At 64.5% G+C, this 26,408-nt stretch carries 34 protein-coding genes, 1 tRNA gene and 1 pseudogene; 23 read left to right on the plus strand and 13 right to left on the minus strand.

Translation table 11 applies throughout. The annotated features are described in order from the left end of the window. Positions 1-32 precede the first annotated feature (32 nt). From LRS08_RS20155 to LRS08_RS18710, 15 genes and pseudogenes are all read left to right on the plus strand, one after another. On the plus strand, positions 33-107 hold the full coding sequence (locus LRS08_RS20155) for a hypothetical protein (RefSeq protein WP_312026693.1): 75 nt from the start codon (positions 33-35) through the stop codon (positions 105-107). Further along, complete coding sequence (locus tag LRS08_RS18645; RefSeq protein ID WP_257845780.1) at positions 107-1,264, plus strand: 1-deoxy-D-xylulose-5-phosphate reductoisomerase; 1,158 nt, start codon at positions 107-109, stop codon at positions 1,262-1,264. The genes LRS08_RS20155 and LRS08_RS18645 overlap by 1 nt, the downstream gene beginning before the upstream one ends. Continuing rightward, complete coding sequence (locus LRS08_RS18650; RefSeq protein ID WP_257845779.1) at positions 1,261-2,397, plus strand: M50 family metallopeptidase; 1,137 nt, start codon at positions 1,261-1,263, stop codon at positions 2,395-2,397. Before LRS08_RS18645 ends, LRS08_RS18650 begins: the two co-directional genes overlap by 4 nt. A gap of 71 nt (positions 2,398-2,468) precedes the next feature. After that, positions 2,469-5,226 (plus strand): annotated as a pseudogene (gene bamA, locus LRS08_RS18655) (outer membrane protein assembly factor BamA). Continuing rightward, positions 5,226-5,837, plus strand: a complete 612-nt coding sequence (locus LRS08_RS18660; RefSeq protein ID WP_257845777.1) for an OmpH family outer membrane protein — start codon at positions 5,226-5,228, stop codon at positions 5,835-5,837. Before bamA ends, LRS08_RS18660 begins: the two are co-directional and overlap by 1 nt. Further along, on the plus strand, positions 5,834-6,313 hold the full coding sequence (gene fabZ, locus LRS08_RS18665; RefSeq protein ID WP_257845776.1) for a 3-hydroxyacyl-ACP dehydratase FabZ: 480 nt from the start codon (positions 5,834-5,836) through the stop codon (positions 6,311-6,313). The genes LRS08_RS18660 and fabZ overlap by 4 nt, the downstream gene beginning before the upstream one ends. A 99-nt stretch (positions 6,314-6,412) precedes the next feature. Next, complete coding sequence (rpmE, locus tag LRS08_RS18670) at positions 6,413-6,643, plus strand: 50S ribosomal protein L31 (protein ID WP_257845775.1); 231 nt, start codon at positions 6,413-6,415, stop codon at positions 6,641-6,643. A gap of 121 nt (positions 6,644-6,764) precedes the next feature. Further along, a complete protein-coding gene (locus tag LRS08_RS18675; RefSeq protein WP_257845774.1) occupies positions 6,765-7,091 on the plus strand; it encodes a PilZ domain-containing protein in 327 nt (108 codons plus the stop codon). A 68-nt stretch (positions 7,092-7,159) separates the two neighbouring features. Then, positions 7,160-7,876 (plus strand): heme ABC transporter permease CcmC, encoded by a 717-nt coding sequence (gene ccmC, locus LRS08_RS18680; protein WP_257845773.1) that lies wholly within the window; start codon positions 7,160-7,162, stop codon positions 7,874-7,876. After that, positions 7,873-8,004 (plus strand): heme exporter protein CcmD, encoded by a 132-nt coding sequence (gene ccmD, locus LRS08_RS18685; protein WP_257845772.1) that lies wholly within the window; start codon positions 7,873-7,875, stop codon positions 8,002-8,004. Before ccmC ends, ccmD begins: the two co-directional genes overlap by 4 nt. After that, entirely contained in the window at positions 8,001-8,435 is a 435-nt protein-coding gene (ccmE, locus tag LRS08_RS18690; protein WP_257845771.1) for a cytochrome c maturation protein CcmE, read from the plus strand. The genes ccmD and ccmE overlap by 4 nt, the downstream gene beginning before the upstream one ends. Next, on the plus strand, positions 8,432-10,369 hold the full coding sequence (locus LRS08_RS18695; RefSeq protein WP_257845770.1) for a heme lyase CcmF/NrfE family subunit: 1,938 nt from the start codon (positions 8,432-8,434) through the stop codon (positions 10,367-10,369). Before ccmE ends, LRS08_RS18695 begins: the two co-directional genes overlap by 4 nt. Further along, complete coding sequence (locus tag LRS08_RS18700) at positions 10,366-10,893, plus strand: DsbE family thiol:disulfide interchange protein (RefSeq protein WP_257845769.1); 528 nt, start codon at positions 10,366-10,368, stop codon at positions 10,891-10,893. The genes LRS08_RS18695 and LRS08_RS18700 overlap by 4 nt, the downstream gene beginning before the upstream one ends. Then, complete coding sequence (locus tag LRS08_RS18705) at positions 10,890-11,267, plus strand: cytochrome c-type biogenesis protein (protein WP_257845768.1); 378 nt, start codon at positions 10,890-10,892, stop codon at positions 11,265-11,267. Before LRS08_RS18700 ends, LRS08_RS18705 begins: the two co-directional genes overlap by 4 nt. Further along, the gene (locus LRS08_RS18710) at positions 11,267-11,920 is read left to right on the plus strand and encodes a tetratricopeptide repeat protein (protein WP_257845767.1); all 654 of its coding nucleotides are present in this window, start codon (positions 11,267-11,269) and stop codon (positions 11,918-11,920) included. The genes LRS08_RS18705 and LRS08_RS18710 overlap by 1 nt, the downstream gene beginning before the upstream one ends. A 2-nt stretch (positions 11,921-11,922) precedes the next feature. On the opposite strand, the gene cmk is transcribed toward LRS08_RS18710, so the two are convergent. Further along, complete coding sequence (gene cmk, locus LRS08_RS18715) at positions 11,923-12,561, minus strand: (d)CMP kinase (protein ID WP_257845766.1); 639 nt, start codon at positions 12,559-12,561, stop codon at positions 11,923-11,925. Next, a complete protein-coding gene (gene aroA / locus LRS08_RS18720) occupies positions 12,558-13,892 on the minus strand; it encodes a 3-phosphoshikimate 1-carboxyvinyltransferase (RefSeq protein WP_257845765.1) in 1,335 nt (444 codons plus the stop codon). Before aroA ends, cmk begins: the two co-directional genes overlap by 4 nt. 110 nt (positions 13,893-14,002) lie before the next feature. Here aroA and LRS08_RS18725 point away from each other — a divergent pair, with 110 nt between their 5' ends. The 4 genes from LRS08_RS18725 (at position 14,003) to LRS08_RS18740 (ending at position 16,276) form a co-directional block, all read left to right on the plus strand. Then, positions 14,003-14,323 (plus strand): TIGR02300 family protein, encoded by a 321-nt coding sequence (locus tag LRS08_RS18725; protein ID WP_257846174.1) that lies wholly within the window; start codon positions 14,003-14,005, stop codon positions 14,321-14,323. Positions 14,324-14,383: 60 nt separating this feature from the next. Then, positions 14,384-14,459 (plus strand) — tRNA-Ala (locus LRS08_RS18730). A 233-nt stretch (positions 14,460-14,692) separates the two neighbouring features. Next, complete coding sequence (locus LRS08_RS18735; RefSeq protein ID WP_257845764.1) at positions 14,693-15,301, plus strand: helix-turn-helix domain-containing protein; 609 nt, start codon at positions 14,693-14,695, stop codon at positions 15,299-15,301. Positions 15,302-15,517: 216 nt separating this feature from the next. Continuing rightward, on the plus strand, positions 15,518-16,276 hold the full coding sequence (locus tag LRS08_RS18740; RefSeq protein ID WP_257845763.1) for a sce7726 family protein: 759 nt from the start codon (positions 15,518-15,520) through the stop codon (positions 16,274-16,276). On the opposite strand, the gene LRS08_RS18745 is transcribed toward LRS08_RS18740, so the two are convergent. Next, positions 16,273-17,343 carry a beta family protein gene (locus tag LRS08_RS18745; RefSeq protein ID WP_257845762.1) on the minus strand — a complete coding sequence of 357 codons (1,071 nt, stop codon included), beginning with the start codon at positions 17,341-17,343 and terminating at the stop codon, positions 16,273-16,275. The genes LRS08_RS18740 and LRS08_RS18745 overlap by 4 nt on opposite strands. Next, positions 17,333-17,731 (minus strand): hypothetical protein, encoded by a 399-nt coding sequence (locus LRS08_RS18750; protein ID WP_257845761.1) that lies wholly within the window; start codon positions 17,729-17,731, stop codon positions 17,333-17,335. The genes LRS08_RS18745 and LRS08_RS18750 overlap by 11 nt, the downstream gene beginning before the upstream one ends. 201 nt (positions 17,732-17,932) lie before the next feature. On the opposite strand from LRS08_RS18750, the gene LRS08_RS18755 reads away from it, so the two are divergent. After that, on the plus strand, positions 17,933-18,274 hold the full coding sequence (locus LRS08_RS18755; RefSeq protein WP_257845760.1) for a nucleotidyltransferase family protein: 342 nt from the start codon (positions 17,933-17,935) through the stop codon (positions 18,272-18,274). 44 nt (positions 18,275-18,318) lie between these two features. On the opposite strand, the gene LRS08_RS18760 is transcribed toward LRS08_RS18755, so the two are convergent. The 8 genes from LRS08_RS18760 to LRS08_RS18795 all read right to left on the minus strand — a co-directional run bounded on the left by LRS08_RS18760 (position 18,319) and on the right by LRS08_RS18795 (position 21,475). Beyond that, positions 18,319-18,570, minus strand: a complete 252-nt coding sequence (locus tag LRS08_RS18760; protein ID WP_257845759.1) for a hypothetical protein — start codon at positions 18,568-18,570, stop codon at positions 18,319-18,321. Between the two features lie 21 nt (positions 18,571-18,591). Then, on the minus strand, positions 18,592-19,113 hold the full coding sequence (locus LRS08_RS18765; RefSeq protein ID WP_257845758.1) for a hypothetical protein: 522 nt from the start codon (positions 19,111-19,113) through the stop codon (positions 18,592-18,594). Beyond that, positions 19,110-19,505, minus strand: coding sequence for a hypothetical protein (locus tag LRS08_RS18770; protein ID WP_257845757.1), 396 nt, complete (start codon positions 19,503-19,505; stop codon positions 19,110-19,112). The genes LRS08_RS18765 and LRS08_RS18770 overlap by 4 nt, the downstream gene beginning before the upstream one ends. 184 nt (positions 19,506-19,689) lie before the next feature. Then, positions 19,690-19,989, minus strand: coding sequence for a hypothetical protein (locus LRS08_RS18775; protein ID WP_257845756.1), 300 nt, complete (start codon positions 19,987-19,989; stop codon positions 19,690-19,692). Further along, a complete protein-coding gene (locus LRS08_RS18780) occupies positions 19,986-20,192 on the minus strand; it encodes a hypothetical protein (protein WP_257845755.1) in 207 nt (68 codons plus the stop codon). Before LRS08_RS18780 ends, LRS08_RS18775 begins: the two co-directional genes overlap by 4 nt. Then, positions 20,189-20,434 carry a hypothetical protein gene (locus tag LRS08_RS18785; protein ID WP_257845754.1) on the minus strand — a complete coding sequence of 82 codons (246 nt, stop codon included), beginning with the start codon at positions 20,432-20,434 and terminating at the stop codon, positions 20,189-20,191. The genes LRS08_RS18780 and LRS08_RS18785 overlap by 4 nt, the downstream gene beginning before the upstream one ends. A 3-nt stretch (positions 20,435-20,437) precedes the next feature. Beyond that, positions 20,438-21,037 (minus strand): hypothetical protein, encoded by a 600-nt coding sequence (locus LRS08_RS18790; protein ID WP_257845753.1) that lies wholly within the window; start codon positions 21,035-21,037, stop codon positions 20,438-20,440. Positions 21,038-21,040: 3 nt separating this feature from the next. Continuing rightward, entirely contained in the window at positions 21,041-21,475 is a 435-nt protein-coding gene (locus LRS08_RS18795) for a hypothetical protein (protein ID WP_260481110.1), read from the minus strand. Positions 21,476-21,647: 172 nt separating this feature from the next. On the opposite strand from LRS08_RS18795, the gene LRS08_RS20415 reads away from it, so the two are divergent. Continuing rightward, positions 21,648-21,887: a multiprotein-bridging factor 1 family protein gene (locus tag LRS08_RS20415; RefSeq protein WP_374581469.1), complete on the plus strand. Its 240-nt coding sequence runs from the start codon at positions 21,648-21,650 to the stop codon at positions 21,885-21,887. On the opposite strand, the gene LRS08_RS18800 is transcribed toward LRS08_RS20415, so the two are convergent. Next, on the minus strand, positions 21,884-22,153 hold the full coding sequence (locus tag LRS08_RS18800) for a hypothetical protein (RefSeq protein ID WP_257845751.1): 270 nt from the start codon (positions 22,151-22,153) through the stop codon (positions 21,884-21,886). The two genes, LRS08_RS20415 and LRS08_RS18800, sit on opposite strands and share 4 nt — an antisense overlap. A 223-nt stretch (positions 22,154-22,376) precedes the next feature. Here LRS08_RS18800 and LRS08_RS18805 point away from each other — a divergent pair, with 223 nt between their 5' ends. Beyond that, a complete protein-coding gene (locus tag LRS08_RS18805) occupies positions 22,377-23,837 on the plus strand; it encodes a hypothetical protein (RefSeq protein WP_257845750.1) in 1,461 nt (486 codons plus the stop codon). Next, positions 23,834-26,380 (plus strand): hypothetical protein, encoded by a 2,547-nt coding sequence (locus tag LRS08_RS18810; protein ID WP_257845749.1) that lies wholly within the window; start codon positions 23,834-23,836, stop codon positions 26,378-26,380. The genes LRS08_RS18805 and LRS08_RS18810 overlap by 4 nt, the downstream gene beginning before the upstream one ends. Positions 26,381-26,408: the final 28 nt, after the last annotated feature.

Below are 26,408 nucleotides of genomic sequence, written 5' to 3' on the forward strand. Positions count from 1 at the left end.
ATTCGGGGACTGTCCTGCCGGGACATGGCGGCGTGCTCGACCGGCTGGACGGGCTGGTCCCGGTCGCACCGATCGCCGCCCTGCTCGTGTTGATCCAGGGACTTTGATGAAGACCGTTACCATTTTGGGCGCGACCGGGTCAGTGGGCACTTCGACGCTCGACCTGATCGAGCGAGAGCCGCTGGCATTCGAAGTCGTCGCCCTCACCGCCAATTGCGACGTCGAGCGGCTGGCCGCGGCGGCAAAGCGCGTACACGCGCGAACCGCAGTGGTAGCCGACGCAAGCTGCCACCAGGCGTTGAGCGATGCACTCGCCGGGACCGGGATTGCCGTTGCTTCCGGTCCCGACGCGGTGTGCGATGCCGCGCGGATGGAAGCGGACTGGACGATGGCGGCGATCGTCGGGACCGCCGGGCTGAAGCCGGTATTGGCAGCGCTGGAGGGCGGCAAGGCGGTCGCGCTGGCGAACAAGGAGTCGTTGGTTTCGGCTGGCGAAGTCGTAATGCAGGCCGCTGCGGCCACCGGCGCGACACTGCTTCCGGTTGATTCCGAGCATAACGCAGTATTTCAGTGCCTTGAGACGCAGAATGCGGATCGCGTCTCACGCATCATCCTGACCGCGAGCGGCGGGCCATTCCGCGAACGGTCTCTTGCCGAGATGCAGGGGATCACGCCCGAACAGGCGGTGGCGCACCCCAACTGGTCGATGGGCGCGAAGATCAGCGTCGATTCGGCGACGATGATGAACAAGGGGCTGGAGTTGATCGAGGCGTACCACCTGTTCCCGGTGACGCCCGAGCAGCTCGACGTGATTGTCCATCGCCAGTCGGTGATTCATTCGATGGTCGAATATGTCGACGGATCGGTGCTGGCGCAGTTGGGCTCGCCCGATATGCGCGTGCCGATCGCGCACGCGCTCGCCTGGCCACGACGGATGGAAACGCCGTGCCAGCGCCTTGATCTTGCCACCATCGGGCGACTGGATTTCGAAGCGCCGGACTATGAGCGCTTCCCATGCCTCAGGCTGGCGCGCGAGGCGCTGGCGGCGGGCGGGGCGCGTCCAGCGATCTTGAACGCGGCGAACGAAGTCGCGGTTGCGGCGTTCCTGTCGCGACGGATCGGATTTCTTGAAATTGCCGCAATCGTCGCGGATACCCTTGATCGCTATGACCCGGCCGCGCCGGAAACGCTCGATCAGGTGCTGGCGATCGACGCGGAGGCGCGGATTTTGGCGGGCGAGCGTGTGAAGGACTGCGTAGTTTGACCGAAAACCCCGGTTTCTTTCTCTACCTGATCGCCTTCATCCTGATCATCGGGCCGCTCGTGTTCGTGCATGAGCTGGGTCATTACGCTGCCGGTCGCTGGTTCGGGATCAAGGCAGAAGCATTTTCGGTCGGTTTCGGGCGCGAAGTGGCCGGGTTCACCGACAAGCGCGGGACACGGTGGAAGTTCGGGTGGCTGCCGCTGGGCGGTTACGTCAAGTTTGCGGGCGACATGAACCCGGCGGGACAGCCCAGTCCAGAGTGGCTCGCGCTGCCTGCGGCGGAGCGTGCCCAAACCTTTCAGGCCAAGCCGCTGTGGCAGCGCGCGATTGTCGTCGCGGCGGGGCCGATCACCAATTTTGTCGTCGCGATCGCGATTCTCGGTGCGTTTGCGGGCGTCTATGGCGAGGCGAAAATGCCAGCCGTGGCGGGGGCGATCCAGCCGAACACGCCCGCAGCGAACGCAGGACTAAGGCCCGGCGATCGATTCGTTGCGATCGGCGGGCGGCAGGTCGAAACATTCGAGGACCTGATGCACTTCACCTCGCTGCGTGCGGGATTGAAGGTGCGGATCGACTATGTGCGCGACGGCCAGCCTGCGAGCACCGAGGCAGTGATCGGCCGCCGGGTCGAGAAGGACCGGTTCGGGAACGAGACAAGCCGAGGAATCCTGGGCATCGCGCCGAGTGGCGAGGTGATCCGTACGCCTGTCGCCTGGTGGCAGGCACCGGTGGTCGGATTCAACCGCACCGTGTCTCTGGTCGGGACGATGATCGACGGTCTGGGTCAGCTTATCTTGGGTCGCGTTCCGGTAAGCGAGCTGGGCGGGCCGTTGCGAATCGCCAAATATTCCGGCGAGATGCTCTCGCTCGGGTTTGAGCAGTTCGTCATCATGGCCGCGCTCATCTCGATAAATCTGGGGTTCATTAACCTGCTGCCAGTCCCGGTGCTGGATGGCGGCCATCTTCTGTTCTATGCGGTCGAAGCGCTGCGCCGGAAACCCGTCGAGCCTGAGGTGATGGAATGGGCATTTCGCGGCGGGATGATTGCGATACTGGCGTTGATGCTGCTGGTTACATTCAACGATCTGGGCGCATTTGGCGTGTGGAGAAGCCTGGCCGGGTTGATCGGCTGAACCGGTTGGGGCAGGGCGTGCATACGGACGCATGCTTCCGACCAAAATCTCTTAAATCCGACTGGGGTGGGATGGTGACGGCACTCAAGGTTACGAAATTCGGCGCGCGCGCCTCCGCGGTCCTGATGGCCGGCACGACGTTGTTCGCGCTCGCCACAGCCGCGCAGGCCCAGCAGGCGCCAGCCTCCGCTCCGGCCGCGCAACAGCCCGCCCCGGCCCCCGAGGCGCTTGAGACGCGGACCATTCGCACATTGCGGGTCGACGGCACCCAGCGGCTCGAGCCGGAGACGGTGCTGTCCTACACGCGCCTGCGTGTCGGCCAGACCTACACCACCGAAAGCCTCGACCAGGCGATCCGTGACGTGCTGGCAAGCGAATTGCTTGCCGACGTGACGATCGAGGGCGTTGAGTCGGGCGACATCGTACTGCGCGTGCGCGAAAATCCGGTGATCAACCGCGTCATCCTTGAGGGCAACAAGCGCCTGAAGGACGACAAGATCGTCAAGGAAATCAAGCTCGCTCCGCGCCAGATGTTCACCCGCACCGCAGTGCGGGCGGACGTCGCCCGGATCATCGAGCTGTATCGCCGCCAGGGCCGTTTCGCCGCGAGCGTCGAACCAAAGATGGTCAGTCTCGACCAGAACCGCGTCGACGTGGTGTTCGAGGTGCGCGAAGGCCCCAAATCGCGCGTCCGCCAGATCAACATCATCGGCAACGAGCAGTTTTCGGACGGCAAATTGCGCGGTGAAATGGCGACCAAACAGTCGCGTTTGACCAGCATTTTAAGCTCCAACACGAGCTACGACCAGGACCGACTGGCCTATGACCAGCAGAAGCTGCGTCAATTCTACCTGACCCAGGGTTATGCCGATTTCCGCGTCGTTTCGGCGGTCGCGGAGCTGACCCCCGGACAAGCGCGACTTCATCATCACCTATGTGATCGAGGAAGGGCCACGCTACAAGTTCGGGCCGGTCACGGTCGACAGCAACATCCGCGACTTCGACGACACCGCGCTGGCCAAGGGCCTGGCGATGAAGGAGGGCGATTGGTACAACGCCAAGCTGGTCGAGGACACAATCGACCAGCTGTCGGAGACGGCGGGCGCGTTCGGCTACGCCTTTGCGAATGTCAATCCGGACTTCAATCGCGATCGCGAAAAGTTGACGATGACGATCAACTTCAACATCGCCGAGGCGCGCCGCACCTATGTCGAGCGGATCGACATCACCGGCAATACCCAGACGCAGGACAAGGTGATCCGCCGCGAAATGCGCCTGGCCGAGGGCGACGCCTTCAACACCTTCCTGGTCAAGCGTTCGCAGGACCGCATCAACTCGCTCGGCTATTTCAACGAGAAGTTCGAGATCGAGCAGAAGGAAGGGTCGGCACCCGACCGCGTGATCCTGACTGCCAATGTCGAGGAGAAGTCAACCGGCGAGCTGACGCTGTCGGCGGGCTTCTCGAGCCTCGAGCGGTTCATCTTCCAGGGCTCGGTGCGCCAGCGCAACTTCCGCGGCAAGGGGCAGGACCTGCGCCTGTCGGCCGACTATTCGAGCTACTCGAAGTCGGTCGAGCTGGGCTTCACCGAACCGTATCTGTTCGACCAGAATGTTGCGCTGGGCGGCACGCTGTTCCGCCGCGACTATAATTCGTTCAACTATCTGGGCACCGATCGCCGCACCACTTACGAGCAGGTTTCGACCGGCGGCCAGGTGGTGCTCGGCGTGCCGCTGACCGAATTCTGGACGCTGTCGGGCCGCTATTCGCTCACCCATGACGCGGTGTCGCTGGACGAGAACACCTTCTTCACCAACGGTGCGTGCGATCCGCTCAAGGCCGGTCGCTATCTCTGCGAAGCGCTGGGCAATCGCTGGACGTCTGCGGTCGGGTTGTCGCTGATTTACGACAGCCTCAACAGCCGTCTGCGTCCGACCCGCGGTCAGCGGCTGGTGCTGGGCACCGATTTCGCGGGTCTTGGCGGCGACGTGAAGTATCTGCGCGGTCGTTTCGATGCCGACAAATACTGGAACATCGGCAGCGGCTTCATCTTCTCGGCGGGGCTTGAGGGCGGCTATATCCACAGCCTCGAGGATGGCGCACCCGGCGTCGATCCGGTCCGGATCACCGACCGCTTCTTCCTGGGTGAGCCGCAGTTCCGCGGGTTCGATATTCGCGGCGTCGGCCCGCGTATTCAGCGCATCGGGTTCACCGGAACCGTGGCGAGTGGCAATCAGACGCTGATCGTCGACGAAGACCAGATCTTCGACGACGCGATCGGCGGTCGCGCTTACTATCTCGGCAAGCTTGAGCTGGAAATCCCGCTGGGTGCAGGCGCGCGCGAGATGGGGATTCGCCCGTCGATCTTCCTCATGGCGGGTGCCAATTGGGGAGTTCGCGCGCCGAACAAGACGGCGAACTTCGCACAGGCGACGGACGGCGCGGGCAACCCGTTGTTCAACGCCGACGGATCGCCCTCGCTCTTGCCGATCGAGACGCCGCAGTTCGACGGGAACGGAAACCCCCTCTTTGCGGTTCCGATCACCGACAGCGTCGCGCCGGGGCAGCTTACGACCTGTAGTGTCGGTTTCGCTGCGACGTTGGGCGGGGCGTGTTCTGGGACCTCGATCAACACCCGGTACAACCTCCAGACCGATCCGTTCCTCGAACGATTCCTCGGCAACTCGCCCAAGCCCCGCCTGTCGGTCGGCGTCGGCGTCAACTGGAACTCGCCGTTCGGCCCGCTGCGGCTCGATCTGGCACACGCTTTCCTGACTCAGGAAGGCGACGATACGAAACTCTTCACCTTCAACGTAGGGACTGCATTCTAATGCGTAATACCAAGACCATTCTCGCGGTGATCGCCGCTGCGGGCGCGACGTTCGGCGCTGGCGCCGCCGCCGCGCAGGCGCTCGTCGACACCAAGGTCGCGATCGTCGATGTCGAACGCATCATGAGCAGCTGCACCGCCTGTACCGCCGCAGCGACTCAGCTCCAGGCGCAGCGCACCCAGTTGCAGCAATATGCGCAGCAGCAGGGCACGCCGCTCCAGACTGAGGAAACCGCGCTTCAGGCCGCGCTCAAGGCAGCAAATGGCAAGCCCGATGCAGCGCTTACCGCACGTATCCAGGCGTTCCAGCAGCGCCAGCAGACCGCGCAGCAGCAGTTCAGCGAGCGTCAGCAGACGTTCCAGCGCAACGTCCAGTATGTGAACCAGCAGGTTGCACAGCGGATGGTGCCGGTTATCGAGCAGATTTCGCAGCAGCGCGGCGCGCATATCGCGATGGCGAAGGATTCGGTGCTGTATGCGGCGACCAACATCGACATCACCGATGCGGTCCTCGCCGCGCTGAACCAGCAGCTGCCGAGCGTTCAGACCGTCGCTCCGCCGCCGCAGCAGCAACCGGCACAGCCGACCCAGCCGGCACCCACCGGCCGGTGAGCGACGCCGCCGAAGGAAAGGCCGCGATCGGCCCGCTCGACGTGACACGGGTGATGGCGGCTCTTCCGCACCGCTATCCGATGTTGCTTGTCGATCGGGTCGAACAGCTGATCCCCGACGAGCGCATCGTCGCGATCAAGGCGGTGTCGATCAACGAGGAGTTCTTCCAGGGGCATTTCCCCGGAAGGCCGATCATGCCCGGCGTCCTCCAGGTGGAGGCGCTGGCGCAGGCGGCGGGTGTGCTCGCGGTTGAGAGCCTCGGCCTCGCGGGTACCGGCAAGCTGGTCTATTTCATGTCGATCGACGGCGTGAAGTTCCGCAAGCCGGTCGAGCCGGGCGTGCTGCTCCGGCTTGAGGTTGAGTTCGTCCAGAAGCGTTCGCGCATCTGCAAGTTCTCCGGCAAGGCGTATCTGGGCGACGACCTGGCCACCGAGTGCGAATTTACCGCGATGATCGCCGATCCACCCTCGGCCTAAACCGCGCTGCCCACCATATTGCATTCTGACGCGGTGCCGTGTAACGCGCCGCGTCCGCTGCCGGTCGGAAACCGGTGGCTAATCCAGAAGGAATTTTCCGTGAAGGCCGATACGCACCCCGATTATCACATGATCAAGGTCCAGATGACCGACGGTACCGTGTACGAGACTCGCTCGACCTGGGGCAAGGAAGGCGATGTGATGCAGCTGGAAATCGATCCGTTGGCGCACCCGGCCTGGACCGGCGGCCGCGGCCACCTGCTCGATAGCGGCGGCCAGGTCGCGCGCTTCAACAAGCGTTTCGGCGGACTCTCGCTCTCCAAGAAGTGAGCGTTACGGGCGCTGCGCCCGGTCGAACCCGATAGAGCGGCCCGTCCCGGACCCCGGGGCGGGCCGTTTGCGCTGGAAAGCCGTTAACGCGGCATTAGCCATCGTCGCCTAGGTTTGGCGCATGGTTTCGACGGGCAAACGCAGCATCACCGCAGAATTCGAACCGGCAGTGCTCGGCCGCCGCCGCGCGCCGCGTGCGCCGGTGTCGCTCGACGCCAAGGTCGGCCGCGGTGGTCTCGACCGCGCACTGTGCAAGGTGGTCGACCTGTCGACCCACGGTGCCAAGATCGAGACCTACTCGGCCGTGCGCCGCGATTCGATGATCTGGCTGACGCTGCCGCATGTCGGCCACTGGGCGGCGCGCGTGGTGTGGTCGAACGACTTCGAAGCCGGGCTGGAGTTCCAGATCCCGCTCAGCGAGGACGAGTTCGAACTGCTGGTTTCCTGAAGAGGCGCGCAAACCCGCACATCCTGTTTGGACTCGTCGGCGTTTCCGCTTAAGAGCGGCCAAACGCCGTGATCCATGCACTCGCCAACCCCACGCGCTTCCTCAAGATCGCGCGCCCGCTGACGCCCATCCTGTTCTGGAGCGGGTTGCTGCTGACGCTTGTCGGTGCCTGGGGCGGCTTGACGCAGACGCCGCCCGACTATCTGCAAAAGGAAAGCGTCCGCATCCTCTACATCCATGTGCCGAGCGCGTGGCTGGGGATGGGGGGGTGGAGCGCGCTGGCAATTGCGTGCTTTGCCTATCTGGTGTGGCGGCATCCGTTGGCGATGGTTGCGGCGCGTGCGACGGCGCCCGTCGGGGCGATGTTTGCCGCGCTATGCCTGATTACCGGGGCGATCTGGGGGCGGCCTACCTGGGGTACGTGGTGGCAATGGGACGGGCGGCTGACGTCGATGCTGTTGCTGTTCTTCATCTATATCGCGTGGATTGCGCTTGAACGTGCCGACCGCGAGCGGGGCGGGGACGGGCGCATTCCGGCGCTGTTCGGGATCGCAGGAACGGTACTGCTGCCGGTGATTCGCTATTCGGTAGTGTGGTGGAACACGTTGCATCAGGGGCAGAGCCTGACGCTGACCAAATCGACGATCCATGATTCGATGCTGTGGCCGCTGCTGCTGACGCTCCCCGGTTTCTCTCTACTGTTCGGCGGCATCGTCCTGATGCGGATGCGTGCAATCCTGGCGGAGCAGCGCGTCGAGGCGCGGATGCGGCGGATGACGGCATGAACCACTGGCCGTTTATTATTGCCGCCTATGCGGTTGTGACGCTGGGCATTGGTGGTCTGTCGCTGGCAAGCTGGGTTGGGATGCGCCGCGCCGAAGCCGCTTCTGAAGCATTGAGGGACCGGCGATGAAGGCGAAGCACCAGCGATTGATCCTCGGGCTGCTCGCACTGGCCGCGATCGGCGGGGCGAGCGGGTTGGCGCTGTCGGCGCTGCGCGATCAGGCTGCGTTTTTCTACACCCCCAGCGACCTCGCCACGAAAGCACCCCAGCCAGGCAAGGCGGTACGACTCGGCGGCATGGTGCAGGCGGGCAGTATCAAGAAGCTGGCCGACGGGATCACCATTTCCTTCATCGTCGCGGACAATGGCGGGACAGTGCCGGTGCGCTTCACCGGCGTCGCCCCGGACCTGTTCAAGGAAAATTCCGGCGTCGTGGCCGAAGGCAAGTTCGAGGCGGACGGCAGCTTTACCGCCGACAATCTGCTCGCCAAGCATGACGAACGCTACATGCCGCCCGAGATCGCCGACAAGATGCCCGCGCCCGGGAACATGGGGCGATGATCGCCGAAGCTGGGCTGGCGGCATTGTGGTTCGCAGCGGCATTGGCGCTGCTCCAACTGGTCGCGGCGGCGCTGGGGTTGCGGCTGCATTCGAGCGCGTCGGGGAATGACCTGATCGCGGCGGTCCGTCCGGTGGCAATCGTTCAGGGGCTGCTTGCCGCACTGTCCTTTGCGCTGCTCATCACTCTGTTCGTCCAGTCAGACATGTCGGTATTGCTGGTTGCGCAGAACAGCCATTCGGCCAAGCCGATGCTCTACAAGGTGGCGGGCGCATGGGGGAACCATGAAGGCTCGATGCTGCTCTGGGTCACCGTGCTGGCGCTGTCGGGCGGAGCGATTGCGTTGCTGGAGCGGCAGCTTGATCGCGCGACGCTGACCGCGACTTTGGGCGCGCAGGCGGCGATTGCATTGGGCTTCTATGCTTTCCTGCTTATCGCTTCGAACCCGTTCACCCGGCTCGATCCGCCGGCGCTGGACGGGCTGGGTCTCAACCCGCTGTTGCAGGATCCCGGTCTCGCCTTCCACCCGCCGACGCTGTATTTCGGCTATGTCGGCCTGTCGGTGGCCTTTTCCTTCGCGGTGGGCGCGATGCTGACGGGGGTGGTCGGCCCGGCGTTCGCGCGCGCGATGCGGCCCTGGGTGCTTGCGGCCTGGGTGTTCCTGACGATCGGCATCACGGCAGGCAGCTATTGGGCCTATTATGAGCTGGGCTGGGGCGGCTGGTGGTTCTGGGATCCGGTCGAGAATGCGTCGCTGATGCCGTGGCTTGCCGCGACGGCGCTGCTTCATTCGGTCAATGTCCTGGCGGCGCGCGACGGGCTGCGCGCCTGGACGCTGATGCTTGCGGTGGTCGCCTTTTCGATGTCGATGCTCGGCACCTTTCTGGTCCGCTCGGGTATTCTGACGAGCGTCCATGCCTTTGCGGTCGATCCGACGCGCGGGTCGTTCATTCTGGTGCTGCTCGCACTCTACATCGGTGGAGCGCTGCTGCTGTTCGCGTTGCGGGCAGGTACGATCCGGGCCGGGCAGGGGTTCGATCCGCTGAGCCGCGAGGGCGGACTGGTGCTCAACAACCTGTTGCTGACCGTCATTCTCGGCATTGTGCTGATCGGTACCCTGTATCCGATCGTTGCGCAGGCGATGGGCGAGCAACTCTCGGTCGGGCCGCCCTTCTTCAACAAGACTGCCGGGCCGATCGCATTGCTGCTGGTCGCGGCGATGGCCGTGGGGCCGCTGCTCAAATGGCGGCGCGACAATGCCAATGCGGTGCTGGGCAAGCTGACCGTGCCGGTCGCTGCGGCTATGCTGGCGATGGCGGCAACCTTCGTATTGGCACCCGGCACCGGGTGGATGGAGATCGTTGCGCTGGGGCTTGCCGCCGGTCTGACGATCGCGAGCTTCGCGCCGCTGTGGAAGCGTAACCTGCTGCGTACGCCGCTTTTCACCTGGGGCATGGTGATCGCGCATTTCGGTGTCGCAGTCAGTCTCGCCGGGATGGCGATGGACAGTGCCTTCACCAAGGAGCGGTTGGTCGCGGCAACCTATGGCCAGCCCTATCAGGTCGGGCCGTGGCGCGTGGTGCTTGATGGGGTGGGCCCGGCGATCGGCGACAATTGGTCGGCGATCGAGGGGCGGGTGACTGCCCGCCGCGATGACGGCCCGGCGATCCTGCTGCGGCCGCAACGCCGCTTCTACGCATCGCCCCCCACCGACACCGCCGAGGCGGCGATCCGGACCCGCTGGGACGGGCAGCTTTATGCCGTGCTGGGGGAGCAGGATGCGCAGGGGCGCTGGCAGCTGCGGCTGTGGTGGAAGCCGTTCGTGACCTTGATCTGGTTCGGCGGCGGGCTGATTGCGCTCGGCGGCGCGTTGTCGCTGTTCGGGCGGCTGTTCCGCGAGCGGCGCAATGCGCGGCGGCGGGAGGAGGCGGAATGAGCCGCTGGAAGCTGTGGCTGCCGCTGATCGGTTTTGCCGCGCTGATTAGCGTCGCGATCTTCGGCCTGCGCGGACCTGGTGAGGCGGTGGTCAAGTCGGCTTTGGTCGGCAAGCCGCTGCCCGAGTTCGCCCTGCCCGCGATGGTGCAGGGCAAGTCGGGCCTGACCCGCGCCGACCTTGCCACCGGCAAGCCGCGTCTGCTCAACGTCTTTGCCAGCTGGTGCGTACCGTGCATTGCCGAGGCACCGCAGCTCATGAAGCTCAAGGCCGCCGGGGTGCAGATCGACGCGGTCGCGATCGCCGACACGCCTGAGGCGGTGGCGACATTCCTGTCGCGACATGGCGACCCCTATGCGCGGGTCGGCGACGACCGGCAGCGCGCGGTACAGATCGGACTCGGCTCGTCGGGCGTTCCGGAGACCTTCGTGATCGACGGGCAGGGGCGGATCGCGATGCAGCATATCGGCGATATCCGCGAGGATGACGTGCCGAAGCTGCTCGCGGCGTTGGAGGCCGCGCGATGAGCCTGATCCTCGCCATTGCCCTGGCCGCAGGGGCACCCGCCGATCTCGGCTACACACAGCTGCCCGATGCGCGGCAGGAGCAAGCTGCGGCGGACCTGATGTTCGAGCTGCGCTGCCTGGTGTGCCAAGGCCAGTCGATTGCGGACAGCGACGTGTCGATGGCCGCCGACATGCGCCGCGTTGTGCGCCAGAAGATCGCAGCGGGAGAGAAGCCCGACGATGTCCGCGCGTGGCTGATCGAACGTTATGGCAGCTATGTGACCTATGACCCGCCATTGAGCTGGGCCACAGCGCCTTTGTGGTTCACACCGTTGCTGTTGCTCGCGCTGGGCCTCTGGATCGCGCGCGGCAGTTTCCGCAGGAGGCGCGGCTGATGGGATGGGTGATGCTCGCGCTGGTTGGGGCGACCGCGTTCGGACTGCTCGGACTGTTCGGCGCGCCGCGCGCCCTGTGGAGCTTTGGTGCGGCGGCACTGATGCTCGGCGCGACCGGTTATGCGCTTCAGGCGAAACCTGGGCTCGCGGGGGCACCAGCGGCGAGCAAGAAGGCTGCGGTCGATGACGAGGGCGTAGCGCGGATGCGCGAACTGCGCGGAGCGATGTTTGGGCGCTTCACCTCGCTCGATACCGCATTCTTCCCCGCCGACGCGCTGATCCGCACCGGAAATCCCGATAGCGCGGCGCGGATGATGCTGGGCGCGGTGCGACAGGAGCCGCAAAATGCGGCGCTGTGGACATGGCTTGGCATGACGCTGGTCGAAGCGGATCAGGGGACGATGTCGCCCGCTGCGGGGCTCGCATTTCGGCGTGCGACGACGCTGGCCCCCGGGCATCCCGGGCCGTTCTTCTTCTATGGCATGGCGCAGGCTCGAGCAGGGCAGCCGGAGGCGGCGGTACCGCTATTGCAGCGTGCCTATCAGTTCGCGCCTGAGCGTGCGGAGTATCGTGCGGACATCGCCCGCGCACTGATCCAGATCCAGATGCTCGCGGCGATCCGTGCGCGGGCAGCTCAGGCCCCCGCACAATAAGGTCAGCGCGCTGCTGCCTTTTGCGCCAGTTGCGCCTCGACCAGCTGGATCGCCTTTTGCACCGCCGCCTCGATCGACAGAAAGCTGGTGTCCAGCACGGCAGCATCGGGTGCGGCGATCAGCGGCGCTTCGGTGCGCTTGCTGTCGCGTTCGTCGCGGGCGCGGATATCGGCGAGGACCCGGTCGAGGCTAACCCCTGATCCGCTCTTGCGCAGTTCGGCATGGCGGCGGCGTGCGCGGATCATCGGGGTCGCCTTGACGAACAGCTTGGCGTCGGCGTCGGGGGCGATGACCGTGCCGATATCGCGCCCGTCCAGGATCGCCCCGGCGGGTTGCACTGCGAATCGTTTTTGCCGCTGAAGCAAGGCGGCGCGAACCAAAGGGTGCGCCGAAACGATCGAGGCGGCCTTGCCGACCTCATCGGTGCGCAGCCATTCATCGGCGAGCAGCAGGTCGTCGAAACTGGTCGCCGCGACCGCGTCGGCCTCCTGTGTTGGGTCCTGTTCATCGCGCAGTACCGTGGCGGCAACCGCGCGGTAGAGCAGGCCGGTATCGAGATAAGGCAGGGCGAAATGGCGCGCCAGCGCGCGGGCGATGGTGCCTTTGCCGGAAGCTGCGGGTCCGTCGACGGCGATGATCATGGCTGGTGGTCGGTCAGTCGGTCGAGAGTGGGGAAAAAGCCCGGATAGCTGGTCGCGACCGGGCTGGCATCGTCGATCGTCACCGCATCGCGCGCGCCGAGTCCAGCCACCGCCATGCTCATCGCGATACGATGATCCAGTTTTGAGGCGATCTGTGCGCCGCCGGGCAGCAGCTCGCCGCCATTGCCGTGGATGGCGAGGCCGTCCTCATACTCCTCAAGCTGGACCCCATTGGGTTCGAGCGCGGCAACCATCGCCGCGATTCGATCCGATTCCTTGACGCGCAACTCCTCCGCCCCACGCGCGACGGTGCGCCCGCTGGCGAACGCCGCGGCGACGAACAGCACCGGGTATTCGTCGATCATGCTGGGGGCGAGGTCGGGCGGCACCTCGATTGCGGTGAGCGGGGCGTGGCGGACCCGAAGATCGGCGACCGGCTCGCCGCCCACGTTGCGCGCGTTCAGCTCGGTGATGTCGGCGCCCATCATTTTGAGCGCGGTGATGATGCCCGTGCGAGTCGGGTTCAGCCCCACATTGGCGATGACGATATCGGAGCCTGGGACGATCGACGCGGCGACCATCCAGAATGCGGCGGACGAAGGGTCGCCGGGGACGGTGATCTGCTGCGGCTTCAGCTCCGCCTCACCGCGAATCGCAATGATGCGGCCCTGAGGCGTTTCCTCGACCGTCAGCTCGGCACCGAAGCCGCGCAGCATCCGCTCGCTATGGTCGCGGGTCGGCACGGGTTCGATCACGCGCGTGACGCCCGGCGTATTGAGGCCTGCGAGGAGCACTGCTGACTTGACCTGGGCCGAGGCGACAGGGAGCGAATAGTCGATGGGCACCGCGGGGCAGAGGCCGCGCATGGTGAGCGGCAGGCGACCGCCGGGGCTCGACGTGAACTCCGCGCCCATCGCCGAGAGCGGATCGATCACGCGGCCCATCGGGCGCTGCGACAGCGATGCGTCGCCGGTGAAGGTCGCGGTGATCGGATGGCTGGCGACCAGGCCCATGAGGAGCCGGGTAGACGTGCCCGAATTGCCCATCTCCAGCGCGGTCTGCGGCTGGAGCAGCCCGCCCACGCCGACGCCGGCGACGTGCCAGATGCCGTCCGCATCGCGCTCGATCTGCGCCCCCATTGCCCGCATTGCCGCAGCGGTGGCAAGGACGTCTTCGCCCTCCAGCAGCCCTGTGATCCGACTCTCGCCGACCGCCAGCCCCGCGAACATCAGCGACCGGTGGCTGATCGATTTGTCGCCCGGAACGGTGACGCTACCGCGCAGCGGGCCGCGAGCGGAAATGGCGAGGGGGAGGATAGAATGCGCACTCATCGGCGGCGGCTTTGACAGGGGGCTTGCGCTATGGCAAGGCGCGCGCCACTTCACGGGGACAAGTTTCCCGTCATCCCTGTAAATTCGAACGAAAAGGCATGGAACGCCACATGGTGAAGCCGGAATGGGGCACGAAGCGGAGCTGCCCGAAATGCGCGACGCGCTTCTACGATCTGACCAAGGATGAGCCGGTCACCTGCATCAGCTGCGGCTATGCGTGGGAACCGGAGCCGATTCTGAAGTCGAAGCAGCCGCTGCCGTTTGAGGCGGCCAAGGCCGACATCGAAAAGGTGAAGAAGGACGATACAGACCTTGGTGACGAGGATCTGGACATCGACGAGGACGCCGAGGGTTCGCCCGACGATGACGTCGATCTGGGTGGCGACGACGACCTGGGCGTCGATACCGGCGACAGCGACGAAGAAACCTGAGAAAAAGCGGTTGCACACCGCGCGATGGCTGCTAAAGGGCATCGCCTTCCCGGAACGGATGGGGCCGTAGCTCAGCTGGGAGAGCGCTGCAATGGCATTGCAGAGGTCAGGGGTTCGATCCCCCTCGGCTCCACCAATCCCCCTCGCCAAAGTCTTGAGTTTACTCGACTAAATGGCGAGGGGTCGGGAGCGATCCCACAGAAGTTCCCACGTCGCTCCTTCGTTCGTGTTGGACGCCAGTGAACATTCTTGGGCAAATCCACTGCCGACGCCGGTAGCCGAATATTCACCGATCCGCGCCAATCGTGACCCGGCACAATGTCCGGAGATCACGTGAGCGCCTTCCAACCCATCTCACCTCGCGCTGCTGTGCAGCTGCTAGAGGACGCCGACACCGGCCTTGATTGTGCGCAGCTGCTAGCCGACCTGGCGGAAGCCGGGCGGGTGAAGGGCTATGCGCGCCTAGTCGAGGTTAGTGGCGTCGGGCGCCCGACGAGCGAGGTGCGCGACGGGCGGATCGATCGTGCCGTCTGGAAGCGCATTGTCGCCGAAGACAAGGTCGCCAGCATCTATTCGACGGGCTCAGTCCGCTTGGGCGGCGATACTGATCCGTCCGGCGCGATCAGCGTGCTGGGCATTCGGTTCGACGAGAAATCGGTCAAAGCGGCGGCGGTCGAGCATGGCCGTTCGAAACCAGCATCTTTGCCAGCTGAGCGAACGGCGAAGCCGGTAGTCCAAGTCCATCCCGCCGAGCCCGTTGCGGAGGTGGTGCAGGCTGTCGCGGTCGAGGAACGACCCCGGCGCATATTGCCTGACGACGCCGTCGCTATGTCGGTCGATGAGGCGTCAGCGGCTCTCGGTATCAGCAGGGGCACGGTCTATAAGCTGATGGACACAGGCACGCTGGAGTCCAAGAAGGTTGGCGGCCGCCGACTGGTTTCAGCCGCGAGCGTTCGCGCGCTGCTGACGCAATCCTAGCGGGTCAGAGGTCGCGCACCGAGCGACGGCGGGAGCGTGCTGGCGTGGCGCTCAAACAGCGTGAACTAAGCTGGAACAGGCTGTGACGTATCGATGAACGCGCGGCGAGCATCGATGCTGGCGATGTCCCTGCCTTACTGTTGCCTCTTGAGTTGGTGAGTTTAGAATGTATCGGCCACTCGATCGTTACAGTGGGATGCGATAGGGCGCGGCAGGATGCAAACGGAGGCACGGCCAGAAGCTCGCTTGAAAGCAGCGGTCATCGACCGCCTGTTTTCCAGTGCGCATGTCGATCAGGACTCAGTGCTCGTTAGCGAAATGGTCGTGGAGAACTGGGCGCGCCGAGCCGACGTGGTGTTGGCGAATGGCAAGCTATGGGCTTTCGAGATCAAGTCCGAACTAGACAGCCTTGCGCGCTTGCCTGGCCAGATCGAGGTGTTCTCGCGCAGCTTCGAAAAATTTGTGGTCGTCGTGGCTGCGAAGTTCGAGGACGCTGCCCGTAACTTGATCCCGGAAGGTGTCGGCCTGTGGGTCGAGATGGCGGATGGTTCGTTGCGCGAGAGAGCGCGACCGAAGATCAATACTCTCTCGAAGTCGGCAGCAATCCGGATGATGACGGCGAGCGAATTACGCCGGCTGCTCGCCTGCAACGGCTCTGCTGGCATCGCGGCGTTTCCACGCAGCGAACTTGAACGGCTCGCTTCTTATCTGCCAGCATCGGATCTGGCGAATGCGGCGCGAGACGCGATTAAGCGTCGGCACCGCGCCCGACACGCCAGCTTCTGCGACGCTCGTTCAACTACAGGCACCCTGTCGGCGCTGACAAGCCTCCGTCGGCGTGATAGCCGCTTGCCCGGCGTTGCCTTGGAACAGCCCAGCATATGCATGCCACTACCGCCAGTTGCGGTGCCGCTCCATCATCCCGCGATCGTCATCGCTCCAGCCGGTCCGGTTCTTCGGCGCATCAAGCGCTAGAAGTCGTCTCCATCCCCATCTTCCTCGTCAAGATCAGGGTCGCGGAGGGACAAGGTGTGCTGACGCTCTAAATGCATATTCACGCGCGCAGCAATCCAGTTCGCGGGTGATCCAAAGCCGGGAGGCACCTCGCCGGTAGATGCCGTATCGCGGATCATCTTGGCGCCCCAAGATTGGCTGGCAAAGGGAATGTCCCAATCGGGCAAGGCCACAATTGCTTTTGCGCACGCGACGTATCCCCCGTCGTCATCACGCCGACGCTCGTAGTGCCAGCGAAGATCTAAGCAGTAATCGATGCGGGGAACGAACCGACTGATCATCGGCTCGAAGGGCACGGGGTAGATTGAGCCGTGGTCTCCATAAATGGCGACGTTGTTGCCGCCGATATGCCAATGGAAGTCGCGTTCGATGATCTCGAGGCTGCCCCGAGTATCACCGTAAGCGGACACCGCCTTTGGATAGCTGGACGACATTATGGCGATGCGTGCGGCGGCATCGATCGTGCGCAAAGCTGTGATAACCCTGAGGCATTCGTTCTCGCGAGGCTCAAGCGATCCCCGCACATAACCGAAGTCCAGCACCACCAGCATGTTGTTCACGTCGTCAACGGCGCTCATGGCTGCCTGCAATGACGGCAAGTCCTGGGCCGGGTGTCGAGATCGGACAACCACGACACCATAGTCCCGCTCGAGCTTCCGAACCTGCTGGATGAAGGGTCGTTCAGGCGTGCCATCGCGCAAGAGAGCGACAGGCACCGCTTGGGGGGATTGCGATGCAAGCCCGCGCCAAGTCGCATAGGCATCGTCCGGATTGCACAGACCCTCAAAGCCCGCACATGATTGCCCCGGGAAACTATTTAGATCGAGGAAGAACGGACCGCCCACGGTTTCGGCGATTGTCGCCAACACTCGGTCGGGCTGGTCGATCCTGCCCAACTTGCCCAACGAGACGAGCGGGATGAGCGCCGACTTGGTATCCGTGCGAAGCTGACGAAACCCCTTCAGCTCCGCTTGCCGGGACCGGATGGCCGGAAGATACTTGATCGCGTCCAGATTTTCAGGCGTCACCAGCCGGCTCCTCAGGTTCGTCTTTGCGCCGCGGAACTCGCGGGGGCGCTGTGGTCGGGGCGGTTCCCATCAGATCGAGCACCGATCGGACGGCAAGAGAGATGTTATTGGACGTCGCACTCCACTCAGCGGCCTGCCCGCGCGTGTCCTTCAGCTCGGTTTCGAGCTCGACGATTCGGGTCCGTTGAGCCGCTAGGTTCTTTCGCTGCGAACCAATGATCGCGCCAAGGACGACGCTGATGGTCGTTGAGGTGCCGATCGCAACGCCGGCGAGTATCAACGGCTCTGTCCACAGCAAGGCGACGACACCCACCACGCCGAAGATGAACCCGCCCACCGCCAGGGTCGCGCCCAGCCAAGTTGTCTCTGATAGGTCCGGTGCGCGCACGCCCGACACTGCCCCCTCGAATCACCCTGCTACATCCTGCAAACTTTCGACAGGATAGGAAGAGCGAGTGCGACCAGATTGGGGCGACTCTCATCATTCTGCTGAAGCGACCACCCGCAGGGTGGGAGCTCAGCAGCTGGTTTCGCCACCTCGCGGGGGGCAGCGCTTGCTTCAAGGCAGCCTCGTCATGATGATAGGCGCATGATCAGGGGTGTCCCCACAATCGTCGCGGACTGCTTGGTGCGTTGGGCGGCAAACACGCCGCAGGTCGAGCGGATGTGGCTCTTCGGCTCGCGGGCGCGAGGCACGCACAGAATCGACAGCGACATCGACCTGGCCGTCGAGCTTGTGGGCTGGGACAGCGACGATCCAGACAAGCAGGGCGAAGCGCTGGCCGACTGGATCTTCAATGCCGACGACTGGCGTCATCAGCTACGCGGCATCACGCCGCTGAACATCGACTTGAACCCAATGTCGCTCGAGGACCAGCGAGTATGGCCAGCTGTCCGGCGTGAGGGCGTGATGGTGTTCGAGCGTGGATAGAAGGCGAACGACCTACCCTTAAAGCATCAGAGCCGCAGCCGGGTTCAGCTGCCTGCCAGCTTCTTCTCCGGATCGAGACCTACGGCACGCCTGAACCGCGCCATCGTGCTTTGCACCGAACGCCCACCGCGCAGGTCAAGCATGGCCGACGCTAGGTGCAGGCGAACGATCGGCGGCAGCTCCTTGTCGTCGGCAGCCGCGCGAAGCACCTGCATCGCCTCGTCAGGTTCCATCTTGCCGCTGAATCGCTTCTTCATTTCAGCGAACTGCTGCTGGGTGACCGTGTTATCGACCATGCCCGTCTCCCACTGGTTGCGTCATCGCCGCAGCTTCGACGTGCTGATGTGTTTAGGGCGCCAGCAGATAACCTCGGCTTCCCTGCGATCACCCTTCAGCGCCACCATGTCAGACTTTGCGATGGTCGCTCGGACCAGCAGCGCCTGATCATCCTGCTGGTAGCGGTGGAGGAAGGGGAAGCGTTCAGCTTGGTCACGCTCCAAGCTCCAGCTGAGGCCCCACTTGTTGTTCCGATAGCAGCCGCGATAGACGGTGAGCTGATCCGGCAGAGCTTCGAAGGCAGCCCGTTCCTCTGCGGTCATCATCTCGTTGCGCCATAACCCTGGCTCGTCCCGCGTATCTCCGAATGGCGTGTCTAGCAGATCATCGCTCAACAGGCCGATGTTATCGCAGGTTGTCCACTCTTCGCCCAGCAGCGTCATCCAGTCGCCATCCTCCATCCGCCACGCAATCTCGATCACCATGCCGAGGCGGTTGTAGCTGTTGGCGAATCTTACATGCTCCCGGCCCTGCGCCAGCGTCATCGGTGAGAAGTCGGTCATGACACGAACATCGCTTCGACGATGGCTTGCATCAACACCCCGCGCGGCACCGGCACGTTGACAGTGGTATAGCCGCTGTTGTTCGCCCGCCGCTGACCGTAAAGCCCTGCCCATTGACGGCCATGCTGACGCCAAGCCCGCTGAAGTGCCGGCACCGGTAGCAGGACGCATGTCGCGGCCGGCGCATGAGCATAGGCGATGAAGTCGGCAGCCAAGGGCTTCTGCACCCAGCCGGGCAGTTTGCGGGTTTCGTCGGACCAGCGCTCTAGCAGCACGTCGGGCCAATCTTCGGTGCGGATCTTCTCGTCCACAGTGAAGGTGCGACCGCAGGCCAGGGTCAGCAGTCGGTCGATACCGCCGCGCTGCGCCCAACCATCCTGATCTACGGCCACCGCACTGACCAGCGTGGGAAATGCCCGCCGATATATTGGCAGCCACCATTCGTCCCCGAACCGCTGGGACAGCGCCAGGCTATCCTTGAAGCGGTGGACACGCTGATAACCCGTCGCTCGGGGTTGGTGAGCGACGGGTTGCGAGGTCAGAAGCCGAGGGGGTGTCGGCTCCCAATGTCCTGAGTTAACTGAGACGGTCGTCCTCCTTGTCGTGTTCGTCCTCCCCCGGGTCGCTGATCGGACAGCCCGGCCCGCCCATGCCCCGAGGCCTGCCGGTCCAATGCTCGTCCTCTGCGTTGCCGGTATCCAGCTCGTCACCATCGGGTTCGAAGTCAGGGTCGCCGTCCTGCTCGTCCATCTGCTCGATCGCGCGTTCCACCAGTCGATCGAGCGCCACGCGGGGCAGGCTCGGGATGGCGGATAGCAGCATGTCGATGGGCAGCGCTTCCGGCTTGCCGTAGCGGATATGCAGGGACGCGTTCATGCCCTGCCCTCCCGCGCTAGCGCCCGGTTGATGCGGGCGACTGTTGCTGGCCGAAGTGTACGCCCGCCCTGCACGTCGTGGATCAGCCGGGGATCGCCGACCGCTTGCCGACCGAAGCGGCTGAGCGGGATGTCGTGATCATTGCAATAGCGAGCCAGGACGCTGGCGATCTGATGCGCGGGCATCGTGCTGGTGATCGTCATGCGAACACCTCCCCGGCTCGCGCCGCGATCTCAGCCTTCACGGCATTCATGCGCTCGGGCCGTCCGACCAATTGCGCCATCATGAAGGTCAGGTCCTGGGCGAACACGCCGGCGGTCAGGAAGGCGATGCGCTCGCCGGTATGGACATAGCCACCCCCAAGCGTTGCGAAATCCGACAGCCATTGAGCGGGGTCGAAGGTGAGGACGGCTGAAGCCACCCCGTCGTTCGTGGTGGTCTGCATTGCTCAGTCCTCCACCACGCCAGTGCGCAAGCGGCGACGCTGAAAGACGCGGTTTGCGCCTTCCTGGAAGGCCGTGCCGATCGTCCCGTGGTCGTCGGGTAGCTCACACGCCATGAAGTCGAACACAGCTTCTAGCGCCGTCTCAACCGTATCCCATTCCAGTTCCTTGCCGCCCTCGTTGGATGAGAGCAGGTCATACGCGTTGAGCGCATGATACTGTAGGACCATCGCCTCGGCCCAAGTCATCGGCACTTGAAAGAGGGTGGCGTTGGCGACGGCATTTGCCTCTCGACAACTGGCCTTCATAGCTCGCTCAAGCGCGAAGCGCTCGGTATCGCCTTTCGGCAAAGCACGCTCGGCATCTTCGATGGCGCTATATTCGGCCTGGGTCTGCTCCCACCGCTGGTGCAGCGCCATGAGGGGCGAAACAGGTTCGTTGACCACAAGGGCGAGGAACTCGGTCCCGACCGCCATGATGTCCGCCACCGTGCCGATGGTTGCGGCCTCGGTTTCCGCTTCCTTGATGGACGCGGCCTCGATGGTCAGCCGCCAGCCGGTCAGGTGCGGCGAAGTCCACGCGATGCGATTGATGATCTTGGCCATCGCTCAGCCCTCCCCGCGCAGCGCGAGTATCGCATAGGCGATGCACTTCGCGTCGAAGTCGAGGTCAGGCAGGATGCTGCGCAGGACGCTGGCGTCCTCGCGCGCGATCATGAACTCGGTTGCGCGAGTCTGACAGTGGCCCCAGCCGCTCGAATGGTTGAGGGCGATCCACAGCTTGATTTCCGATGCGCGGATGCTCTTGTCGGCATGGTCGGCGACCGCCTGTTCCAGAGCGCTCACAGCGTTCCAATGCCGGATAGAAGCGGCCTCATCGTCAATGTCGAGGGCTTCGATCTTCAGCAGCTCGGCCTTGGTAGCAGACCATAGCCGCTCGATCTGGGGGCTGGCCGTTGCTTGCGCTGCATGGGCAGCGATAAGTCCGGCAGCCGCAATGCTGCCGATTGCGCCGAACGCGGCGCGTCGGGTAGTAGGTTTCATAGTCGTGTCCCTTCTAGTCCAAGGGTTGCGATCAGGCTCGACGCGGTGTTCCACCACCTCGTCGGGCCGTTATCTCATTAGGATAACGAAAAGCGTTATGAGTGACGATTTCCGTTGAGTCAACGCTTATCGTTAGGTTGCACCAAAACCGTTGGCGTGGCATGACTTTCCAATGATCACTGCGCCCGTCTGTCGCGCCGCTCGCGCACTGGTCGAAATGAGCCAACAAGAGCTTGCTGACGCCGCCGGTGTGGGACAATCGACCGTGCGCAATTTCGAGGCAGGTCGGTCTGTCCCGATCGGGAATAATCTCGTTGCTATCCAATCAGCGCTCGAGCGAGCCGGCGTCGAATTCTTGGCTGCCGACACGCCGGTAGAAGCCGGCGGTGTCGGAGTGCGCCTTCGGTCCTAGCGGTTACTGCCCGGCAGCTTCGTCTTGATATAGCGTGCTGCAGGGAAGTGGATCGCGCTGTGGCAGGGGATGCAGAGCGCCCGCATGTATCGCCACTTGGTGCGATCAGGATGCCCGTGCGGCAGGTCGTGGTGAGCTTCTTTCGATGGTCGGATGCCGCAGCCTTGGCAGATCGGGTGAGCGTCGAGAAACAGGCCGTTACGCTTCTGGCGCGAGTTCGGCCAAGCGGTCCGCTGCTTCGCACGCCATGCAAGGGTGTTGCTCATGTCATTTTTCCTCTCAGTGGTTGATCCAACCACCACTGCCCAGATCACTAGCGCCCGTAGGGCGCGTTCTTCTGAATGGCCTTGTCGATAGGCCTGGAGTGCGACCATCGTCGTAAACTGTCCGGCAAGCATGGCGCGGTAGCAGTGGCTCATGGCCGGGACGGAGGCACAGCGTAGAGTCACAGAAGGCCGGCGGATCACGTCAGGCTTCAGAAACGCCCGCGTGCGTGACGCTCAATCGCTGCCCCTCGGCTGGCGCCATCTGACCGCCGTGGACGTCGCATTGCTGAAGGAAGCGTTGGCGAAGGCCGCCGCGCCAGATGCCGATCTGCGAACCTTGGAAGGATGCCTGCTGGCCTGGGCGACCCTGGCGACGGGCCGACACCCGGCCCACTTGCTGGCGCTGTCTATGCGGATGGCGCGCAAGAGCGAGCGGTTAGCGGCTGGCGTGCCAGGACTGGTGTCGATCGATGGCCGGTGGGGATGGTGGCTGCTGGCCGCAGCGCCGCCCGGTCAGCGCAATGCGAGCGACCTGATGTGCCCAACGTCGCCGGGGCTGTATCTGCCCGCCACCAAGGCAATCGCCGAATTAGCTGGGCGCTGCGTGGCGATGCGGAGGAGGCAATCGGCCGGTCGCGTGAACGTGTCGGGGGCGCCAATTCCGCTGTTCACATTCGGAGATGCCCTGCTAGCCAACGTCACGGCCATACTGGCCGCGCGTCACCCGTTGAGCGCACAGCGAGCACGACGCGCCACCACCACACCTGAAGCTCTCGCGCGGTGGCTCCCAGCGGAAATGTTGGGGGCGGCTGGCGGTGACGTGGTGACCGCTTCGATCGCGGGCGGTCGCGTGCTTGGTCAAGGTCAAACCGCGATCTTCTATGGCGCCGTCCGCCACGAACATCTCGTCGACAGATACCGCGCTGCGATTGCACCCATCGATCAGCTGTCGCATCGCGAGGTGCCGGCGCAGTTGGTTGGCGCGCACCTGGGGGATCGTCTCACGCCTTCCGACGAGACAGTCCGATCCCTCATTGCTCGCTTGGCCAGCGGTTTAGGGGATCCGGCGCTGGACGCGGCCGAAAGTCACGAGGCTATGCTCGCCTATACGGTGGCGCTGCTCGGCTTCGCGCTGGCTCACCGTGGCAACAGCGGCACCGTCCCCAGCGCCCGTGATGTCGACGCGGGCACACGGCTGGTCTGGATCCACGACAAGGCAGTATCCGGCGCGCCGACTCGTCGGCTGGTGTGGGTGTGCGACACTGCGATGACCCAGCTTCGCCGATACGATGAACATCTGGATCAACTCCACGGTCGAGTGTCGCCCATCGCCGCGCAGGCGATTACGGCACTGCGCGAGCGATCGGGGCTGCCGCTGTTCAGCATGATGTCCGGCCGCGTCGTGTCGCTCACCGTCGCGCAAGCCTTCCGACGCGCTTTTAGCGGTCAGGGATTGCCTAAAAATGCCGGACGGCACTGGCTGCGCGCGCGGCTAGTGGGACGGTGCAGCACCGAATCCCTCCACGCCCTGTTCGGTCATGGCCCGAGCGGTGACGGCCCCTGGGACGCCCACAGCGCCCTGGACCCGGCTGCTTATCGTGCTGATCTGGCCCAGGTGATCGACCCGGCGCTCTCGACGATAGGCTGGACCGTCCGAAGCCCGTGGGCGGAGTGCCGACGATGAACATGATGGCCGCGATCGAAGTCGATGCCGGCACGTCCTGCGATTGGCGCATGGGCGAGATGATCTGGTCAGCTATCCGTTTCGGGGGTCTGCTGGATCAGCGGGACTGGCCGTCTTGGGCAGTTGGCGTGCAGCGGGACATTGCGGTCGTTGGCCCCCTCATTTCGGTGGAATTGACACACGCGGGCAACCGCGGGGCAGGGCGATGGTTCGCGGACCCGATTACTGCGGTGCTGATAGCTCGGTGGCATCGCGAGGGGCTGTTGTTGCCCGAGGCGGCGGATGCGGAAAGCTGCCTTGCGCTGTTCCTGGCGACGCGCGGCGAGCGAATAGAACAGGTGGCATTGACCAGCCGCAGGGCATGGGAATTCAGACTGCCCGGCCTGCTGCTGGCCTATGCCAGCGGCGATGTCCCGGCGACGTCGGTGCGTCGTTCAACGTGGGAGCGGGTCGTCTATGGCCCCTCGACGCCCGACGAGCCGATGGCCAGCGCGGTAGCGGAAGTCGAGCGAGCCCCGGCTGCGGCTTGGATTCGCGACGAGCTTACCTTGCTGCGCAAGGCTGCTCGTGCGCCCACATATCTGCGGGGGCGGCGCGCTGCGGTCTATCGAAAGGCAATGGCGGCTGGCCAAGTCGAGGCGCTGGGCGCTTCGCCGAGCCCCATCCGGACAGCCCTGCGGCAGTGGGTGGCATCCGCGCTGCGACATGAGAGCGGTCGCGCGTCAAAAGGCTATTCGCCCTCGACCGCCGCGGGCTATCTGCGCACCCTCGCCGAGGTGTTCGACGGCTGGGACGATTGCCCGCTGACGACTGACGCGCGGCTGGTCGCGGACCATGTTCTTGCGGCGCTATTGGCAAGGGAGGGCCGCCCTCAGGTCGAGGCAGTGAAGGCGATGCGATCCTTCCTGAGCTTCGCGAACATCCACCGGAGCGATCCGGTAGAAGTCGGGCTGGACGAAATCGGCATCGATCAGGTTTTTCACGCCGATCTAGTTCTGCCCGACGCTTACGACCGGGCGAGGGCGGCGCTAATACGGATGGGCGATGCCGACGCGGCGGACTTGCTGACGCTGATGTTTCGTGCCGGGCTCCGGCTAGACGAAGCGGTCGCGCTGCGCGCGGGCGATGTCTGCATCCACGGTGATCGCGTCGAACTGATCGTCGAGGCGAACGACGAGCGCGCCCTGAAGACCAAGACCAGCCGCCGCATCTTGCCCCTCGACGTGCTGCTGGAGCCATTCGAGCTAGAAAGCCTGCGGGACCGCGCTTCGGCTCGACAAGCTGCCAGCTTCGTTGATGGCGAAGCATGGCTATTCGGCCACGACCTGGCCATCTCGCCGCCAGACCGGCATCCGATCGCGCGGCAACTGGACCGGGTGATCGCTGTGGCGGCTGGTAGCGGGCGGGTCGGCCACAATCACCTGCGGCACAGCTTCGCATCGTTCCTTCTTGCCACACTTCTGTTGCCGCAGGATGTCGCCCGGCCGGCGGTGCCGGATCGGCTTGGCCCCGTGGTGTCCCCAGAACGCTTTCAGCGCGTTGCCGACAGGCTGCTGGGCGATCAGCGGCTGGGGGCAGGGGCATTGCACGCGGTCAGCCAATTGATGGGGCATACCGGACCGCGCACGACCCTGCGTCACTATTGTCATTTGCTCGATCTGAGCTTGGCCCTGCACTGCTCTCGGCCTTCAGCGATGGGCATGGCCGACAGGGGCTGGCTCCATCACTTGCTCGACGTCGGACCCGACGCGGCCCGCAAGGCGAACTCCCGCGCGGCAGTGCCCACCAGATCGACATCGGCTGGTGTGCGGCCGATCGCCGTCCGGCCTTGCCCAACAGCCATGCTGGGCGGCACGCCAGACGCCGGTTCAATGATCGCTGACAGCCAGCTGCTCGGGGCTGGGGTGAAGCGGCTGACACGCGACCTGTCGCGCAAGCTGGCTGCGCACATGCTGGAGATCGAAGCCCCGTCCAGACGGGTGGCAACGCGAGGATCTGGCAGCCGCGGCACTACCCATGAAGCGGTCAAGCGGCGGAAAGGGGCAGACGGGTATCGGGTGCCGTGGCGGCGGCTGGACATGGCTGGGCAGGGGACATTGCCCGCGCTGCCACCTGGGATAGAGTATGCGCGCTTCGTCGATCGGCTATTGCACCTTTCCCGACGCCCCGTCCGTGCGGAGCGGGAAGCACTCGCGTTGGTCGTCGAACGGTTCCGCGCCGGCCGCTCTGATATTCGGCTTCGGCGTCTGCGCGATGCCGAGGCGTTCGTGCGGCTGCTCGGTGTGATGGGCTTAGATGTCGGTGAGGTGCGGTTGTTGCTGACCAGTGGTCGCGGTCGCGGCGCGACGTCGGATCACATTCACCGCTTCCTCGAAGATAGAAGCGCCATGCCGCAGTTGGCGGGGCGGGGTAGATGGCGGGGTTCGCTGGTCGTCCGGCTGCAACCGCAGGGACTCGACCATCCGATTTTAGCGGTGAAGGCGGCCAGGTTCGCTCTGGCGGCGCTACATGCCGATGTGATCGCTACCGGCCGCCGCGACTGATTTCCCGCATCAACATACTCGGATCATC

It is taken from the genome of Sphingomonas sp. J315, from assembly GCF_024666595.1.
GTDB lineage: Bacteria > Pseudomonadota > Alphaproteobacteria > Sphingomonadales > Sphingomonadaceae > Sphingomonas.

Coding starts and splice junctions, on each gene's coding strand:
- LRS08_RS18645 (WP_257845780.1), top strand. CDS start 107: ATGAAGACCGTTACCATTTTGGGCGCGACCGGGTCAGTGGGCACTTCG.
- LRS08_RS18660 (WP_257845777.1), top strand. CDS start 5,226: ATGCGTAATACCAAGACCATTCTCGCGGTGATCGCCGCTGCGGGCGCG.
- LRS08_RS18675 (WP_257845774.1), top strand. CDS start 6,765: ATGGTTTCGACGGGCAAACGCAGCATCACCGCAGAATTCGAACCGGCA.
- ccmD (WP_257845772.1), top strand. CDS start 7,873: ATGAACCACTGGCCGTTTATTATTGCCGCCTATGCGGTTGTGACGCTG.
- ccmE (WP_257845771.1), top strand. CDS start 8,001: ATGAAGGCGAAGCACCAGCGATTGATCCTCGGGCTGCTCGCACTGGCC.
- LRS08_RS18695 (WP_257845770.1), top strand. CDS start 8,432: ATGATCGCCGAAGCTGGGCTGGCGGCATTGTGGTTCGCAGCGGCATTG.
- LRS08_RS18700 (WP_257845769.1), top strand. CDS start 10,366: ATGAGCCGCTGGAAGCTGTGGCTGCCGCTGATCGGTTTTGCCGCGCTG.
- LRS08_RS18705 (WP_257845768.1), top strand. CDS start 10,890: ATGAGCCTGATCCTCGCCATTGCCCTGGCCGCAGGGGCACCCGCCGAT.
- LRS08_RS18710 (WP_257845767.1), top strand. CDS start 11,267: ATGGGATGGGTGATGCTCGCGCTGGTTGGGGCGACCGCGTTCGGACTG.
- cmk (WP_257845766.1), bottom strand. CDS start 12,561: ATGATCATCGCCGTCGACGGACCCGCAGCTTCCGGCAAAGGCACCATC.
- aroA (WP_257845765.1), bottom strand. CDS start 13,892: ATGAGTGCGCATTCTATCCTCCCCCTCGCCATTTCCGCTCGCGGCCCG.
- LRS08_RS18725 (WP_257846174.1), top strand. CDS start 14,003: ATGGTGAAGCCGGAATGGGGCACGAAGCGGAGCTGCCCGAAATGCGCG.
- LRS08_RS18740 (WP_257845763.1), top strand. CDS start 15,518: ATGCAAACGGAGGCACGGCCAGAAGCTCGCTTGAAAGCAGCGGTCATC.
- LRS08_RS18755 (WP_257845760.1), top strand. CDS start 17,933: ATGATCAGGGGTGTCCCCACAATCGTCGCGGACTGCTTGGTGCGTTGG.
- LRS08_RS18760 (WP_257845759.1), bottom strand. CDS start 18,570: ATGGTCGATAACACGGTCACCCAGCAGCAGTTCGCTGAAATGAAGAAG.
- LRS08_RS18765 (WP_257845758.1), bottom strand. CDS start 19,113: ATGACCGACTTCTCACCGATGACGCTGGCGCAGGGCCGGGAGCATGTA.
- LRS08_RS18775 (WP_257845756.1), bottom strand. CDS start 19,989: ATGAACGCGTCCCTGCATATCCGCTACGGCAAGCCGGAAGCGCTGCCC.
- LRS08_RS18780 (WP_257845755.1), bottom strand. CDS start 20,192: ATGACGATCACCAGCACGATGCCCGCGCATCAGATCGCCAGCGTCCTG.
- LRS08_RS18785 (WP_257845754.1), bottom strand. CDS start 20,434: ATGCAGACCACCACGAACGACGGGGTGGCTTCAGCCGTCCTCACCTTC.
- LRS08_RS18790 (WP_257845753.1), bottom strand. CDS start 21,037: ATGGCCAAGATCATCAATCGCATCGCGTGGACTTCGCCGCACCTGACC.
- LRS08_RS18795 (WP_260481110.1), bottom strand. CDS start 21,475: ATGAAACCTACTACCCGACGCGCCGCGTTCGGCGCAATCGGCAGCATT.
- LRS08_RS20415 (WP_374581469.1), top strand. CDS start 21,648: ATGATCACTGCGCCCGTCTGTCGCGCCGCTCGCGCACTGGTCGAAATG.
- LRS08_RS18800 (WP_257845751.1), bottom strand. CDS start 22,153: ATGAGCAACACCCTTGCATGGCGTGCGAAGCAGCGGACCGCTTGGCCG.
- LRS08_RS18810 (WP_257845749.1), top strand. CDS start 23,834: ATGAACATGATGGCCGCGATCGAAGTCGATGCCGGCACGTCCTGCGAT.